We start from the raw sequence: 14,170 nt of genomic DNA on the forward strand, positions 1-14,170 counted from the left end.
GTGAAGCCGAGGTCTTTGTTGAGGCCGTGGCGGACGTTGTCGCCGTCGAGGAGGTAGGTGTGGTAGCCCTCGTCGTGGAGTTTCTTCTCGACCAAGTTGGCGATCGTCGACTTTCCGGCGCCGGACAGGCCGGTGAACCAGATGACCGCGGGCCGTTGGCCCTTGGCGGCGGCCCTTGCGGTCTTGTTGACCTCGACGGCCTGCCAGTGGATGTTGTGGGAGCGGCGGAGCGCGAAGTGCAGCAGGCCGGCGGCGACGGTGGCGTGGCTGTATTTGTCGATGAGGATGAAGCCGCCGGTGTCGCGGTTGACCGTGTACGGGTCGAACGGGACCGCCCGGTCGAGGGTGAGGTTCGCGACGCCGATCTCGTTGAGTTCCAACGTCTTCGCCGCGGTCTGTTCCAACGTGTTGACGTTGACCTTGTACTTGGGTTGGGCGAGGGTCGCGTTGACGGTACGGGTGCCGAGTTTGAGCAGGTAGGGCCGGCCGGGGAGCATCGGCTCGGCGCCCATCCAGACCAGGTGGCATGCGAACTGGTCGGCGACCTCGGCCGGAGCGCTGGCGGCGGCCAGGATGTCACCCCGGGAGACGTCGATCTCGTCGGCCAACGTGAGGGTGACCGACTGGCCGGCGTAGGCGGCGTCGAGGTCGCCGTCCGCGGTGACGATCCGGGTCACCGTGGACTCCTGGCCCGAGGGCAGGGCCCGGATCGTCTCGCCGGGGCGGATCACCCCGCCGGCGACCTGGCCGGAGAAGCCCCGGAAGTCCAGGTTCGGCCGGTTGACCCACTGGACCGGCAGCCGGAACGGCCCGTCGTTCGCCGTCTCAGCGATCTGTACCGACTCCAGGAAACCGACGAGTGTGGGTCCGGTGTACCAGGGGGTGTGTGGCGAGGGTTCGGTGATGTTGTCGCCGCGCAGCGCCGAGAGCGGGATCGCGGCGATGGCGTCGCCTTCCAGGCCGATCTGGGCGGCGAACGTCCGGTAGTCGGCCTCGATCTGGTCGAACACCTGCTGGGAGTAGTCGACGAGGTCGAGTTTGTTGATCGCCAGCACGACCTGGCGGATCCCGAGCAGCGACACCAGGTAGCTGTGCCGCCGGGTCTGGGTCAACACACCTTTGCGGGCGTCGATCAGGATGACCGCGAGGTCGGCGGTGGAGGCGCCGGTGACCATGTTGCGGGTGTACTGCTCATGGCCGGGGGTGTCGGCGACGATGAACTTCCGTTTCTCGGTGGAGAAGAACCGGTAGGCCACGTCGATCGTGATGCCCTGCTCCCGCTCGGCGGCCAGCCCGTCCACCAGCAGCGCGAAATCGAGCTCCCCGCCCTGCGTACCGACCTTCTTCGAGTCCGACTCCAACGCGGCCAACTGGTCGGAGAACACCAACTTCGCGTCGTAGAGGAGCCGGCCGATCAGCGTCGACTTGCCGTCATCCACCGACCCGCAGGTGATGAACCGCAGCATCGACTTGTCCTCATGCCGGCGCAGATACGCCTCGACGTCCGTCGCGAGCAGCTCATCAGTCGCATGCGCCATCAGCTTCGCACCGCCATCAGAAGTACCCCTCGTGCTTCTTCTTCTCCATCGACCCCGACGAGTCGTGATCGATCACCCGGCCCTGACGCTCCGACGACGTCGTCAACAACATCTCCTGAACGATCTCCAACAGCGTCGACGCCTCCGACTCGACCGCCCCGGTCAACGGATAGCAGCCCAACGTCCGGAACCGGATCGACCGCTGCTGCGGGATCTCACCCGGCGCCAGGGGCATCCGCTCGTCATCCACCATGATCAGCGCGCCGTCGCGTTCCACGACCGGCCGGCGCGCCGCGAAATAGAGTGGGACGATCGGAATGTTCTCCCGGTGGATGTACAGCCAGATATCCAGCTCCGTCCAGTTCGACAACGGGAACACCCGAATCGACTGCCCCGGGGCTTTGCGGGCGTTGTAGAGCCGCCACAGCTCCGGGCGCTGGTCCTTCGGATCCCAGCGATGCGCCGCGGAACGGATCGAGAACACCCGCTCCTTCGCCCGCGACTTCTCCTCGTCCCGGCGCGCCCCACCGAACGCCACATCGAAACCGTACTTGTCCAACGCCTGCTTCAGACCCTCCGTCTTCCAGATATCCGTATGCATCGCCGACCCGTGGTCAAACGGATTGATCCCCCGCTGCACCGCATCCGGATTCCGATGCACCAACAGATCCAGACCCAGATCAGCGACATGCTGATCCCGGAACGCATACATCGCCTGGAACTTCCAGGTCGTGTCCACATGCAACAACGGGAACGGCGGCTTCGACGGAAAGAACGCCTTCATCGCCAGATGCAACATCACCGCGCTGTCCTTACCGACCGAGTACAACATCACCGGCCGCTCAGACTCCGCCACAGCCTCCCGAAAGATCTGGATACTCTCCGCCTCCAGACGCTGCAGATGCGAGAGATGGGGCGTGCCCGGGACGACGGGATTCGACGTGGCAGTGGACATCAGCCGTTCCTCTCCTGTCCTCGTCTGTGCTGGCCGGCCGGTCAGCTGAGCCGTAGCGCGACCCGCACGGAGTCGCGGCCGGGGGTGGACCGGGTCAGGAGCGCGAACGCCTCCTCGAACCTCTCCAGCGGGAACGAGTCCCCGAGCAGCTCGGCGGTCGGGACCTTGCCCGCGTTGATGAGCGCGACGGCGCCCGCGGCGTCGAGACCGGCGCCCGGGTGCAGGGTGATGCGCCGGGTCGGGATCCAGTCGCTGTGGAAGCCCTCCAGCGGGCGGTCCTTCATGCCCGCGATGACGACGTGGCCGCCCTTGTGCACGAGGTCCATGGCCAGGTTGACCGTCACCGGGTTGCCGGCGGCGGCGTCGATGACGACGTCGGCCATCGCTGCGCCGGTGATCTCCCGGACCCGTTCGACCGGATCCTCCGCCTCGACGTCGATGACGTGGTCGGCACCGATGCGCAGCGCGCAGTCGAGCCGGAACCGGTCCTTGGCGGTTCCGGTGACGATGACGCTGGACGCGCCGGCGGCCTTCGCGGCGACGATCGTGGCCATGCCCATGTGTCCGGGTCCTTCGATGACGACGACGTCGCCGGCGGTGACCGGCTTGACCCAGGTGACGGCGCAGCTCAGGGGCTCGAAGACGGTGAGCTGGTCGGCGGGGACATCGTCGCGCAGCTTGTAGACCATCGAGCCGGGCACCAGCTCCAGGTGCTCGGCGAAGCCGCCGTAGAGGCCGGATCCTTCGTCGACGGAGAAGTCGTGGCCGTAGATGCGATGCCCGGCCGGGGTGAAGGCGATGTCCCAGACCGCGACCCGGTCACCCTCCACCACCCCCCACTTGTCCGCGGCCTCGGGGGTGATCTTCTCGATGCGACCGACGATCTCGTGGCCGGGGATGGACGGGAACGCACCGCCCCAGGAGGTGTGCACGTGGCCGCGGAAGTGGTCGATGTCGCTGTGGCACAGCCCGGTGGCCTCGACGCGCAGGATCGCGCCGCCGGCCTGTGGGTCGGGCACGGGGAGGTCGCGCAGCTCCCAGGTCTCGTCGCCGTTGAACACGATCGCGCGGCTCATGGCAGTTCCTTTTCCAGGAAGGCGTTCGCCCGGTCGACGGCGCGGCGGGTGGCGGGTTCGAGGCCCTCGGCCTCGACCGCCGGGCCGACGAGTTCGAGCTCGAAGGGACCGGTGTAGCCGGTGTCGAGGACGGCGCGCAGGAAGGTGTCGACGGGCATGTCGCCGTCGCCGGGGACGACCCGGGTTCCGGCGGGCAACCAGCCTCGGTCGTGGGCGAGGACGTCGCACAGCTGCGCGGCGGCGAGGCGGTCGCCGACGTGGCGCACCGCGGCGGCGAGGTCGGGTTCGCGCCAGCAGTTCCCGAGGTCGACGATTAGGTCGAGGCCGGTCCGGTCGGCGACCTCGACGGCGTCGCGCAGCGTGTGGACGAACGACCGGTCGGTGCGCTGGGTGGGCTCGATCGCCACCCGGACACCACGCGTCGCCGCGTGGGCCAGGCAGGGAGCGACCGCGTCCGCCAGGGCCTGGGTGAGCTCGTCGAACGAACGGCCGGGCGCGGTGCCGGGGGTGAGATAGACGCAGCCGCCGACGACCGCCGCGAGGTCGATGGACCGGCGGATCTCGTCGCGGGTCGCGTCCCACGTCGCGGGGGCGGCCAGCTCGAACTGGTTCGTGATCACGGTGGTGAGCCGCAGCGACCGGGCGGTCAGCGCGCTGACGGCCTGCTCGCGCCCGTAGGCCGCGAGCTTGTTGTCGAGCACACCGACGTGGCCGAGATCGAGGGAGTCCCACAGCACGAGCTCGTCGGCGAACGGCCAGGGGTAGGTGCACATCTCGCTGACGGACAGCCGGGGGTGTGCCATCACAGCTTCTCCTGGGTGTCGCGGATCTCGGCTTCCAGCCAGCGGACCTCGCTGAAGTTCTCCCGGCCGCCGCGGGCCAGCAGGAGTTCGTGGGCGTCGAGCCTCACGCGCAGGGCGTTCGGGTCGTCGGGCGCCTGCGAGAGGACGATCTCGGTGAAGTGCAGGGCCTCCAGCGGACGTCCGGCCGCGAGGTGCGCTTCGGCGCGGGCGAGCAGCGGGGCGGTTCCCCCGGCGAGGTCGATGAGCTCGTCCCAGATCGCCGAGGGCGGCACGTTGTAGAGCTCGGTGGTCGACTCGTAGCGGAACCAGCCGGTGTGCTCCTCCCAGATCGCCCGCACGATCCAGGGGACCTTGCCGTGGCCCTGCGGGATGTTCAGCTCGGGGGGCAGCGAGACCTGGCCCATCAGCGTCCACAGGTCGACGCCGGCGTTCATGCCCTCGATCGTCTGGTCGCGCAGCGACGCGGTCGCGTCCCGCATCTGAGTGAGCCGCCGGCGGATCTCCGCGCCGCCGCGGATCGGCTCGCCGTGCCCGGTGATCAGCACCTCCGGGCCGAGCGCCATCACCCGGTCGACGGTGTGGAGGTAGGAGATGGCGCTGCGGATCTTGTCACCGCGAACCGTGTACAGGTTCGGGACGTGCCCGAACAGCGGGCCGAACAGGTTTCCGGTGAAAAGGACGCGCTCGTCGGGGAGCCAGACGACCAGCGAGTCGGTCGTCTCCCCGCCCGGCGTCGAGTACAGCTCGAAACGGCGGCCACCGAGGGTGAAGGTGTGGCTGTCGAGGAACGTCGTCGTGACGACGGGCTCCGGTGGCTGGTAGGAGCGGTCCACGTTCGTGATGTCCCTGCTCCACAGCTTCCCGGTGCGCCGGGCGTAGAACGGCTGCAGGTTGTGGAAGTATTCGCGGACGTCGGCGTGGTTCGCGTGCGCGATGGTCTCGATGTCCGGGGTGGTCAGCTGGGACCAGCCGCCGACGTGGTCCGGGTGCCCCTGCGTGAAGACGATGACCCGGACCGGATGGTCGCTGACCTCGGCGAACCGGCTCCTGATCTGCTCGGCCTCGAAGTACATCCCGGTGTTGATCAGCAGGTCGCCGTCCGGGGTGGTGACCAGGTAGCTGTTGGAGATGCCCTTCGACGCGTAGATGCCGTCCCCGAGCGGTACAGCCGGCTGCTCGCCTTCGCCTTCCTTGACGATCAGGGCGTTGAGTGGCTGCTGCTGTGCACTCACCTGGCGCGCTCCTTTGCCACCTCGGGGCTGAGCTGGACGGTGTCGGTGTAGAAGGCGAACCGCTCGCGCAGCTCGCCCGCGTCTAGGCCGAAGTCGCCTTCCAGGTCGTAGACGACCCGGCCGCGCTTGCCACGCGGGTGGGAGGCCAGGTAGTGCTCGATGTCCGCGCGGGTCTCGGCCGTCACCGTGAGGCCGGCCCGTTCCAGCACGCCGGCGGCCGCCTGGACGTCATTGCCGACGATCTCGTCGAACCGCAGCTCGACGAGCTGCTCGGCCGGAACCAGATCCCGGTCGCGCAGATAGCTGCGCAGCATCCGTTCGAGCCGGTCCACCCAGTAGGCGACGTGCGCGTCGACGTCGAAGTGCTTCTGGCTCGCCTTCAGCGCGAGGCCGCGCATCGTCAGCAGGGACTGGATCGTGGCGACCGGGTCACGGTGGATCATCACCACGGTCGCGTCCGGGTAGGTCGCCAGCAGCGGGCCCAGCTGCTCGCTGTGCTGGTTGGACTTCAGCATCCAGCGCTGGTCACTGGGGAACTGCCAGGCGACTGCCCGCAGGACGTCCTTCATGTAGCGGTAGTGCGGGGTCTGGTCGTGGCTGAGGTAGTGGTCCCGGAAGTGGGGCACGTTCGCCATCCACTCCCACTGGTAGCTGGCGAACTCCGGCACCTGCAGCTCGTTCTCACCACAGGCGTGGTCGGGCGAGTGCTCGTGCATCGCCGCGAAGATCTCGTTGCTGGCGAGCCTCTGCCACCGGGCATCTGAGCGTGCCCAGCGCGGGTCCGCCCCGGCCGGCCGCGGTAGCTCGCCCACGCTCGGGGCTGGCTGGGCGGCCAGGTAGACCGGAAGGTGGCGCAGCCGGCGGTCGGCGGCGAGCAGGTTCTCCAGGTGGGTGCTGCCCGACCGCGGCAGCGCGATCACGTTGATCGGCCGCTCGATCGGCGCGTCGAGGCAGGCGGGGTTGTCGTCCCAGTAACGCTGGATGAGCAGTCGGTTCGCCGCGGCCGTGATGCACCGCTCGACGAAGGCCGCCTTGTGCGTCCGCCAGACGTTGTCGTCCGCCTCCACCTCGGCCAACAGCAGGCCGAGCCGCTGGGTGAACTCCAGCGAGCCGAAATCATCGAGGCCGGTCTGGCGGGTGGCACCTTCGAGGACCGCGTCGATGCTCATGTCCAGCAGGCGGGTCTCGTCGGCTTCGAGAGCGGCCCGTTCGGCGGGGTCGCGGGTGTCGTCACGCATGCCCTCGACGCGCAGCACCTTTACGGCCATGGCGGCAGCTCCGTGATGTCGGTCTTGCCGGCGTTCGCCATCCAGCCGCCGTCGACCACGACCAGGTCGCCGGTGTGGAACCGCGAGGCGCCGCTCATGAAATAGACGCCGATGCCGGCGAGCTCGTCCGACTCCGCCATCCGTCCCAGCGGGCTGAACCGGCGGATGCGCTGGCCCAGCGGGGTGTCGTCCGAGACCTGGACGGTGTCGCTCACCGTGTAGCCGGGGCAGACCACGTTGCAGCGGATGCCATAGCGACCCGCCTCCACCGCGATCCCCCGCGACATCGCGGCCATCGCGCCCTTCGCCGCGTTGTAGTGCTCCATGCCCGGGCTACCGGTCAACGCGGACAGGCTCGCGCAGAACAGCAGTGACCCGCCTGAGTCGCCAGCGTCGTACTGGCGCTTCATCTGACGGGCGCCCTCCCGGACCGCGTAGAACGCCCCGTGCTGGTTGACGGCGAGCAGGCCGTGCCAGGCCTCGCTCGTCATCTCCACGAAGCTGCGCTCGCGGCGCATCAGCCCGGCGTTGGCGATGACCCCGTCAACCCGGCCCAGCTCCTCGACGACCTCGTTCATCGCCTCGACGACGCGGACCTCGTCGGAGACGTCGACCTCCTGAGCCAGGACCCGGTGACCGAGACCGGCGAGCTCCTTGGCCGCCTCCGCGTTCTTCTCGGCCCGCCGGCCCCAGACGACGACGTCTCCGCCCGCCTGGGCGACCCCCCGCGCGAAGGCGAGACCGATCCCGGCGTTCCCACCACTGACCACGACCACCCGGCCGGTTAAGTCGAACATAGGACATTGCTATAGCAAAATATGTATTGCCGTCAAGCGGCCAGATTGGCCAGGGTCCGCCCGAAGGTCGGCTACCGTTGGCTACATGGCTCGGCCCGCGCCCGCATCCGCCCGAGCGACGGACATCGTGTCGTTCCTGACCGCGCACCCGTCGCGGGGCTTCACGATCAGCGAGCTCGTCACGCACCTCGGCATGAACATCGCCTCGGCGCACGCGACACTGGCCGTGCTGTGCGACAGCGGGTTCCTGGTCCGCGACCCGGTCCACCGCACCTACGTCCTCGGCCCCGCGCTGGCGGTCACCGGGTTCGCGACGCTGGAGCAGCACCCGGCGATCGGCGCGGCGATCGAGCAGGCCGAGGTGCTCGGCGACGAGCTCGGCACGGAGATCGGCGTGATGGCCGCCGCCGGCCGGGACGTCATCTTCCTCGCCCGCCGCGGCCCGGTGGCACGGGCGCAGGTCCTCGGCTACCCGGGAGACCGGACGCCGATGCTGGCCCCGATCGGCGCGGTGTTCCTGGCCTGGGCCGAGGACGAGGCGGTCGGCGGCTGGCTGGAGCGGGCCACGCTCACCCCGGCGCTCCGCGAGCTCTACCGGCACGTTCTCGGGGAGATCCGCGACCGGGGCTTCAGCGTGCCGCTGGCCTCGATCGCCGCACCCGCGGTCATCGAAGCCGTGGCCAAGCTCCGCGACGAGCCCACCGACGCCGACGCCGAGCACCACCTCACGGAGGTGCTCGCCAGGACCGACGAGATGCTGCTGTCCTTCGACGGTCTTGACGACACTGACAAGATTGTCGTCAAGACCGTCGCCGCGCCGGTCTTCGACCCGATCGGCCGGGTGCTGCTGTCGCTGAGCATCACCGGGCCGGATCACGCGATCCCGGTCGAGGACGTCATCGAGCTGGGCCGACGGCTCGTCCAGTCCGCGACCATCGCCACCCGGCAGGCCCGGGGCAGGATTCCTGGCCGGGACCTGCCCCCGACCGGAACGACGAGTGCGGGCCGGCGGCGCTGATCCTCGCGCGATTCGGCGGTTGGTGGATCTGCCAGCGCGGGCGCCTCGCGCTCGGCAGGCGCTGGACGGCGAATGGCCGACACGGAGGGTGTTCTCCCCCGCGTCGGCCGTTCACGTCCTGATGCGGCCGTAGGCGCGCTACCGCCGGTCGGTCACATGCTGTTCCGCGGCTGGCGGTAGACGTGGCCGTCGACGGTGGTGGTCATCGTCCCCGTGGCCTGGAAGTCGTTGGTCAGCAGGTCGATCGTGAGATGGAATCCGTCGGGGCTGGTCTTCTTGGTGCTCGGGGTGATGCCGGTCTGGGTGAGGTCGGAGTACCAGTCGAGCTTGGACACGGCCATGCTCGGCGCGGCGGCGGTGACCTTCTCGGCGCCGTTGAGGGTGCGCAGGCCGTCGTCGGAGAAGTTCGTGTAGCGGACCGAGACGGTGTCGATCGCCGTCCTGGCCGCGTTCTCGGTGATCGTGACCGCCGCCGATCCGGTCTTCGCTCCGGCCAGCGTGTAGGAGCCGGCGGGCGGGAACGGGCGGGTCGGGATCGGGCTGCCGGGGACGTAGGGGGTGCCCCAGGGGACGGTGTCGGAGATCGGGGCGACGGTACGCGCTGGTTGCGGCTTGCGGCTGGTGAGCTTGGCGATCATCAGGCGGGCGGTCCGGCCGCCGGGTTCGGTGGAGGTCTCGCATTTCAGCGGGTTCGCGCCGCCGCAGGCGGGTGCGACCGCGAGTGCCTGCCAGTAGACGACGGCGGTGCCGTCCGGTGACCAGCGGGGGTCGGCCTCCCCGTTCCAGTTCGGGTCGTTGATCGCACCCGGGCTGCCGTCGCCGGCGGCGTTGATCCGCTGACCCTGATAGGTCCCGCGGTCTCCGTAGCGGTCAATCAGGATGGGCTGGAAGAACCGTCGCTGCCCGTTGTTGCGGGTCGAGGAGACCGCCCCGGTGGTGACCAGGTCGGTGATCGGGGGGACGCCCCGCATCCCGGCGAGGAACTCCTGGCGATCGGAGCCGCGGGTGTCCATGGCGACCGTCCAGTTGCCGTCAGGAGACAGGTCGATCGGGTCGGTGTACTCGGGGTTGCCAGTCAGCCTGCGCACTTTGCCGGTGGTCAGGTCGGCGGCGAAGACGTCGATGTTGGACGACTCGTCCGGGTAGCCGATGTAGGCGACTTCCTTGCCGTCCTTGCTGAAGCCGCGCAGCTCACCGACCGAGATCGCGTTCGGGTTGATCGTCAGCTGGTCGGGGTGCGCCGGGTCGACGTACACGGTCTGCTTGTCGGCAGCGGTGTCGAACAGCCGGGTCACTGACGTGATGTCGTAGCGCGGAGTCAGCGGGGTGCCGGTGGTGGGTCTCGGGTTGAACGTGAGCCGGCCGAGGTAGGCGAACTGCCCGATCGCGTCGTTGGAGAAGGTGAAGCTGTTGAAGCCGAGATGGACGTTGTCCGGGTTCAGCCGCAGCTCACGGATGTTCCCGCCCTTCCCGGAGCCGTCGGCCGTGTTGTTGAACCGGATCGGATAGACGTGGACCTGGTCCGGCGTGCAGGCGGTGTCTGCGAGCTTGAAGGACCCGCAGTCGATGATGTTCGTGCCGGCCAGGATCCGCTTGCCGTCGTTGAACGGCTGCGGATAGTCGAGGGCCTGGTTGCGGCCGGCCTGGTTTCCGGCCGGGACACCGCAGGTCACGCATTTCCAGGCGTCACCGTTCGGGAACTTCGTGCCGTCGGTCCTCACGATGATGATCTGCGGGCCCGAGTAGACGCTCGCCTGGTCGGGGGCGGCCGGCGCCCCGGCGAAGCTGATCGTCGCGGAGACCGTGTGCCCGTCCGGCAGGAAGCCGCCCGACTGCAGGCCGACTGACTGGCCGACGCAGCCCGTCCCGTGCGGGTTGATCGCCGCGGTGCAGCCGCCCGGCCCGGTATCCGCCGTCACCGGAGGCAGCGGCAACTCGCTGACCGAGATCGGCTCCGGCTTCGGGGCGGGCGGATTGTTCACCACCTCGGGAAGCGCGTTGATCCCGGTCGGGGCGGCTCCCGTGGCGCCGGCCGAGCCAGACGACGAACACGCCGCCACCGCGACCATCAACGCCATGGCCAGGCCCAGGACTGACCAACGCGCCCGCGTGGCCGTCGCCGACGGCCGGCGGAGCCCGTCTGGAACCTCCCGGTGAGAGGCACGCGGAAATCGCGGTGCGCCACGAGAAATCGTCAAGCGTAAAGGCACCTTGTCCTCTTTCATTGAGCAGCCCTGATGCACGAGGCAGGTCAGCCGGGACGCCGACGGGTGACCGTCAGAACGATCCGGGCTGGTTGTAGGTGTGGCCGTCGAGCGTGGTCGTCATGGTCCCGACTGGGTTGTAGGTGCCGGAGATGACGGCGCGCGGCGAGATGGTGTATCCGCCCGGCTCGCTGGTCTTCTTGGTGCCGGTGTGCTTTCCGGTTAGGTTCAGGTTCTCGTGGAACGTGATGTCACTGGCGGACGTCCCTTTGTTCTGGACACTCTCCGTGCCATTGATGACGTCGGTGCCGTCGTCGTCATAGTTGGTGTACGTGACGGAGATCGACATGACGCCGGTCTTCGTGCTGTTCTCGGTGATCGTGACCGCCGCGGTGCCGGCGGTCCTCCCGCTGAGGGTGTAGGTGCCGGCCGGGAGGTGTGGCAGGACGGGCGTCGGGTCACCGGCGTGGTACGGCGTTCCCCAGGCGACGGTGTCCGGAAGCGGCTTGACCGCGGGCGCGGCCCGGGGCGTGCGGCTGGTCAGCCTGGCGAGCATGAGGCGGGAGGTGCGTCCGCCGGGTTCGCTGGAGGGCGGGCAGGTGGCGGGGTCGCCGACGGCCGGGCCGCAGTCGGCCGCGGCGGGGTAGGTCTGTCCGTAGACGATCTGGGTGCCGTCCGGCGAGAAGTACGAGTCGGCCCTCGAGGCCCAGAGGGGGTCGTCAGCGGTGCTTCCCGGCCCGGTCGCGAGTGTGGTGCAGGGGCCGGTGGCGCAGGTGTTGACCTGCTGGCCGTGGTAGTCGCCGCGGTCGCCGTAGCGGTCGTACAGGTAGGGCTCGAAGAGCCGGCGATCGTGAATGTTGTAGCCGGCGGATTCCGCGGCGCCGGTCGGGAGCGCGTCGGTGATCGGCGGGACGCCCGGCAGCGCGGCGAAGAAGGAGAACCGGTCGTGGTAGCGGACGTCCATGGCGACGGTCCACTGGCTGTCCGGCGAGCTCGTGACCGGGTCGCTGTAGGCGGGGTCGGCGTCCAGGCGTCGGGTGGCCCCGGTGGCGAGGCTGGTTGCGACGTGGTCGAGGTTGTCGGACTGGACGTCGGCGATACCGAGCGCCTCGGTGCCATCGCCGGTCCAGCCTTTGAACTCGCCGATGACGCGGTTCTGCTGATAGGTCAGCCGGGTCGGGTTGGCCGGGTCGACGCGCAGGAAGGTGCCAAACGGCTCGTCGGCGCTGAAAAGCCCGGTGATCTCCGTGAGGTCGTAACGCGCCACTCTCGGCTCGCCGGCGGCCGGCTTCGGGTCGAACGTGAGCCGGCCGTAGTAGGCGAGTTCGCTGAAGGTGTCGTCAGCGGTGGCGGGAAAAAGAATCCGATTCCAACCGACGTGCACGTTGTCCGGGTTCAGCTTGAGGCCGTAGATCAGCCCGCCGGCGCCGGATCCGTCCGCGGTCGTGTTCCAGCGGATCGGGTAGACGTGGATCGCCGCGGCCGTGCAGCGCGGGTCGGTGAACCTGTACTGCCCGCAGTCTACGATGTTGTTGCCGGCGAGGATTCGTGAGCCGTCGGCGAAAGGCTGGGCCGCGCCGAGATCAGTCGAGGCGCCGGCCTTGTTGGCGGCCGGGATGCCGCAGGTGAGGCATTGCCACGCGGAGCCGTCCGGGAACTTCTTCCCGTCTGTTCTGATCATCGCGAGCTGGGAGCCGCTGTACACGCTGGCCGGGTCCGGTGCCGCCGGCGCGCCGGTGTAGGTCAGGGTCGCCAGGACCGTGTGGTCGTCGAGGAAGCCGCCCGCCGAGACCGCTGAGATACAGCCCGTGCCCCGCGGGTTGACCGCGCTCGTGCACGCCCCCGGGTTGGCCGAGGGGGCTGTCGGCGGTACAGCCAGTTCTTTCAGGTCGATCGGTTCGGCCTTCGGTGGCGCCGGAACGCTCGCGGCGGCGCGGCCGGGGTGGCCGGACACGCCTGGAGGCCCAGAACTGCCGCAGGCCCCTGCTAACAGCACCGTCGCCGCACCGACGACAAGCCAGCTGATACCTCGACGGCCACGCGCCACGCCTACCTCCTGATGCCCAGCAGGACCCCGGATCGAATCCGGCGAGAACCTACCGAGCGGGGCGTAAGCGCAGCGTTAGCTCACGGCGAGCGGCAACTCCACCCGCGCGGCCACCTGTCCCGGCTGCCGGCTCCACGCGATCGTGCCGCCGTGCGCCCGCAGAACCGCCTCCACAATGGACAATCCGACCCCGGAACGACCGGGAAGGGCTGTCGTGCCATCGGGAGGCTCCGCAAGCGAGTTAGCGACCGACAGTGACGCGGTGCGACCATCGCTGGCCGGGGCGACGGTCACGTTGACCCAGCCGTCCGGCCTGTTGTGCCGCGCGCTGTTGTCCAGCAGGTTGCGCGCCAGGCTCTCCAACAAGGCCCGGTCACAGGCGACCTCGGCGGTTCGCAGGTCGACATCCACCCGGATTCGGGCGAACGACGGTGTCTCGATGACTCGGCCCAGTACGTTCCCGACCAGCTCGTCGAGCGCGAACGTGGTCCTCTCCAGGTCGCCCAGGTCGGTTCGGGACAGCACAAGCAGCTGGGCGACCAGCCGCTGGCCGCGGTCTACCGCCTCCGCGACGGTCCGCAGACGTTGCCGTACGTCGGGGTCGGCCGTGTCGTCGAGGAGCATCGCCAGTTCGGCGGTTGAGGTGGCCAACGGGGTGCGCAGCTCGTGCGCGACCTGCCCCGCGAAGCGGCGCTGGGCGTCGAACGCCGTCGACAGCCGGTCGAGCATCGCGTCGAACGTGTCCGCGAGCTCTTTCACCTCGTCCTGCGGGCCGTCGATCGCCACCCGGTCACCGAGATCGGACGCCGACGCCGAGCGGGCCCGGTCGGTCATTCTGCGGATAGGCCGCAGAATGCTGCCGGACAACACCCAGGCGGTCGCCACCGCGCCCACGAGCACCACGAGCAGCCCGATGAACGACCAGCGGCGCGCATTCGCGAGAGCGTGGTCGAGACGGCGCTGTTGCACCTCACGCGCGACCTCGTCGACGGTCTTGCCGTTCGACAGCCGCATGTCGTCGAACTTCGTCGTGAGCAGCTCCTGCGGATGGGCCTCGATGTAGCTGACCACCGTCTCCTGCCGGACTCCCATCTCGGCCAGCAACGCGGTGTGAAAGGAGTACACCGACGGGTAGGGCACGTTGCGGAACGCGAAGGTGTTGACCACCAACGTGAAGGACCCGGCCACAATCAGACTCAGGGCGATCATCAGGGCGATACGAGTGCGGATCT

The 14,170-nt window shown here is 69.1% G+C and carries 11 protein-coding genes; 1 reads left to right on the forward strand and 10 read right to left on the reverse strand.

Annotated elements, in window-relative coordinates:
* From cysN to I6A60_RS00895, 7 genes are all read right to left on the reverse strand, one after another.
* A partial coding sequence (cysN, locus tag I6A60_RS00865) for a sulfate adenylyltransferase subunit CysN (RefSeq protein WP_203017018.1) occupies positions 1 to 1,538 on the reverse strand: 1,538 nt, incomplete at its 3' end.
* A 16-nt stretch (positions 1,539 to 1,554) separates the two neighbouring features.
* Positions 1,555 to 2,493 (reverse strand): sulfate adenylyltransferase subunit CysD, encoded by a 939-nt coding sequence (cysD, locus tag I6A60_RS00870; RefSeq protein WP_203017010.1) that lies wholly within the window; start codon positions 2,491 to 2,493, stop codon positions 1,555 to 1,557.
* A 41-nt stretch (positions 2,494 to 2,534) separates the two neighbouring features.
* Positions 2,535 to 3,569: a zinc-binding dehydrogenase gene (locus tag I6A60_RS00875; protein WP_203017008.1), complete on the reverse strand. Its 1,035-nt coding sequence runs from the start codon at positions 3,567 to 3,569 to the stop codon at positions 2,535 to 2,537.
* Positions 3,566 to 4,372 (reverse strand): sugar phosphate isomerase/epimerase, encoded by an 807-nt coding sequence (locus I6A60_RS00880; RefSeq protein ID WP_203042348.1) that lies wholly within the window; start codon positions 4,370 to 4,372, stop codon positions 3,566 to 3,568. The genes I6A60_RS00875 and I6A60_RS00880 overlap by 4 nt, the downstream gene beginning before the upstream one ends.
* Positions 4,372 to 5,604, reverse strand: coding sequence for an MBL fold metallo-hydrolase (locus I6A60_RS00885; RefSeq protein WP_203016327.1), 1,233 nt, complete (start codon positions 5,602 to 5,604; stop codon positions 4,372 to 4,374). The genes I6A60_RS00880 and I6A60_RS00885 overlap by 1 nt, the downstream gene beginning before the upstream one ends.
* Positions 5,601 to 6,872: a sulfotransferase gene (locus I6A60_RS00890; protein ID WP_203016329.1), complete on the reverse strand. Its 1,272-nt coding sequence runs from the start codon at positions 6,870 to 6,872 to the stop codon at positions 5,601 to 5,603. The genes I6A60_RS00885 and I6A60_RS00890 overlap by 4 nt, the downstream gene beginning before the upstream one ends.
* The gene (locus I6A60_RS00895; RefSeq protein WP_203016330.1) at positions 6,863 to 7,669 is read right to left on the reverse strand and encodes an SDR family NAD(P)-dependent oxidoreductase; all 807 of its coding nucleotides are present in this window, start codon (positions 7,667 to 7,669) and stop codon (positions 6,863 to 6,865) included. Before I6A60_RS00895 ends, I6A60_RS00890 begins: the two co-directional genes overlap by 10 nt.
* Before the next feature lie 85 nt (positions 7,670 to 7,754).
* Between I6A60_RS00895 and I6A60_RS00900 the strand changes: the two genes are divergently transcribed.
* Positions 7,755 to 8,687: an IclR family transcriptional regulator gene (locus I6A60_RS00900; RefSeq protein WP_203016332.1), complete on the forward strand. Its 933-nt coding sequence runs from the start codon at positions 7,755 to 7,757 to the stop codon at positions 8,685 to 8,687.
* A 152-nt stretch (positions 8,688 to 8,839) separates the two neighbouring features.
* Here I6A60_RS00900 and I6A60_RS00905 read toward each other — a convergent pair whose 3' ends face one another.
* The 3 genes from I6A60_RS00905 to I6A60_RS00915 form a co-directional block, all read right to left on the reverse strand.
* Complete coding sequence (locus I6A60_RS00905) at positions 8,840 to 10,765, reverse strand: hypothetical protein (protein WP_203016334.1); 1,926 nt, start codon at positions 10,763 to 10,765, stop codon at positions 8,840 to 8,842.
* A gap of 199 nt (positions 10,766 to 10,964) precedes the next feature.
* Complete coding sequence (locus I6A60_RS00910) at positions 10,965 to 12,845, reverse strand: hypothetical protein (RefSeq protein ID WP_307838640.1); 1,881 nt, start codon at positions 12,843 to 12,845, stop codon at positions 10,965 to 10,967.
* A gap of 168 nt (positions 12,846 to 13,013) precedes the next feature.
* Complete coding sequence (locus I6A60_RS00915; protein WP_238434536.1) at positions 13,014 to 14,147, reverse strand: HAMP domain-containing sensor histidine kinase; 1,134 nt, start codon at positions 14,145 to 14,147, stop codon at positions 13,014 to 13,016.
* Between the last annotated feature and the right edge of the window lie 23 nt (positions 14,148 to 14,170).

Origin of the sequence: Frankia sp. AgB1.9 (assembly GCF_016786355.1) — a bacterium.
In the GTDB taxonomy this organism is placed as follows: domain Bacteria; phylum Actinomycetota; class Actinomycetes; order Frankiales; family Frankiaceae; genus Pseudofrankia.

Bases quoted from the DNA above. Each gene is read 5' to 3' on its own strand.
- I6A60_RS00915 (WP_238434536.1), bottom strand. From the start codon at position 14,147: ATGATCGCCCTGAGTCTGATTGTGGCCGGGTCCTTCACGTTGGTGGTC.
- I6A60_RS00880 (WP_203042348.1), bottom strand. From the start codon at position 4,372: ATGGCACACCCCCGGCTGTCCGTCAGCGAGATGTGCACCTACCCCTGG.
- I6A60_RS00905 (WP_203016334.1), bottom strand. From the start codon at position 10,765: ATGGCGTTGATGGTCGCGGTGGCGGCGTGTTCGTCGTCTGGCTCGGCC.
- I6A60_RS00895 (WP_203016330.1), bottom strand. From the start codon at position 7,669: ATGTTCGACTTAACCGGCCGGGTGGTCGTGGTCAGTGGTGGGAACGCC.
- I6A60_RS00900 (WP_203016332.1), top strand. From the start codon at position 7,755: ATGGCTCGGCCCGCGCCCGCATCCGCCCGAGCGACGGACATCGTGTCG.
- I6A60_RS00890 (WP_203016329.1), bottom strand. From the start codon at position 6,872: ATGGCCGTAAAGGTGCTGCGCGTCGAGGGCATGCGTGACGACACCCGC.
- I6A60_RS00875 (WP_203017008.1), bottom strand. From the start codon at position 3,569: ATGAGCCGCGCGATCGTGTTCAACGGCGACGAGACCTGGGAGCTGCGC.
- cysD (WP_203017010.1), bottom strand. From the start codon at position 2,493: ATGTCCACTGCCACGTCGAATCCCGTCGTCCCGGGCACGCCCCATCTC.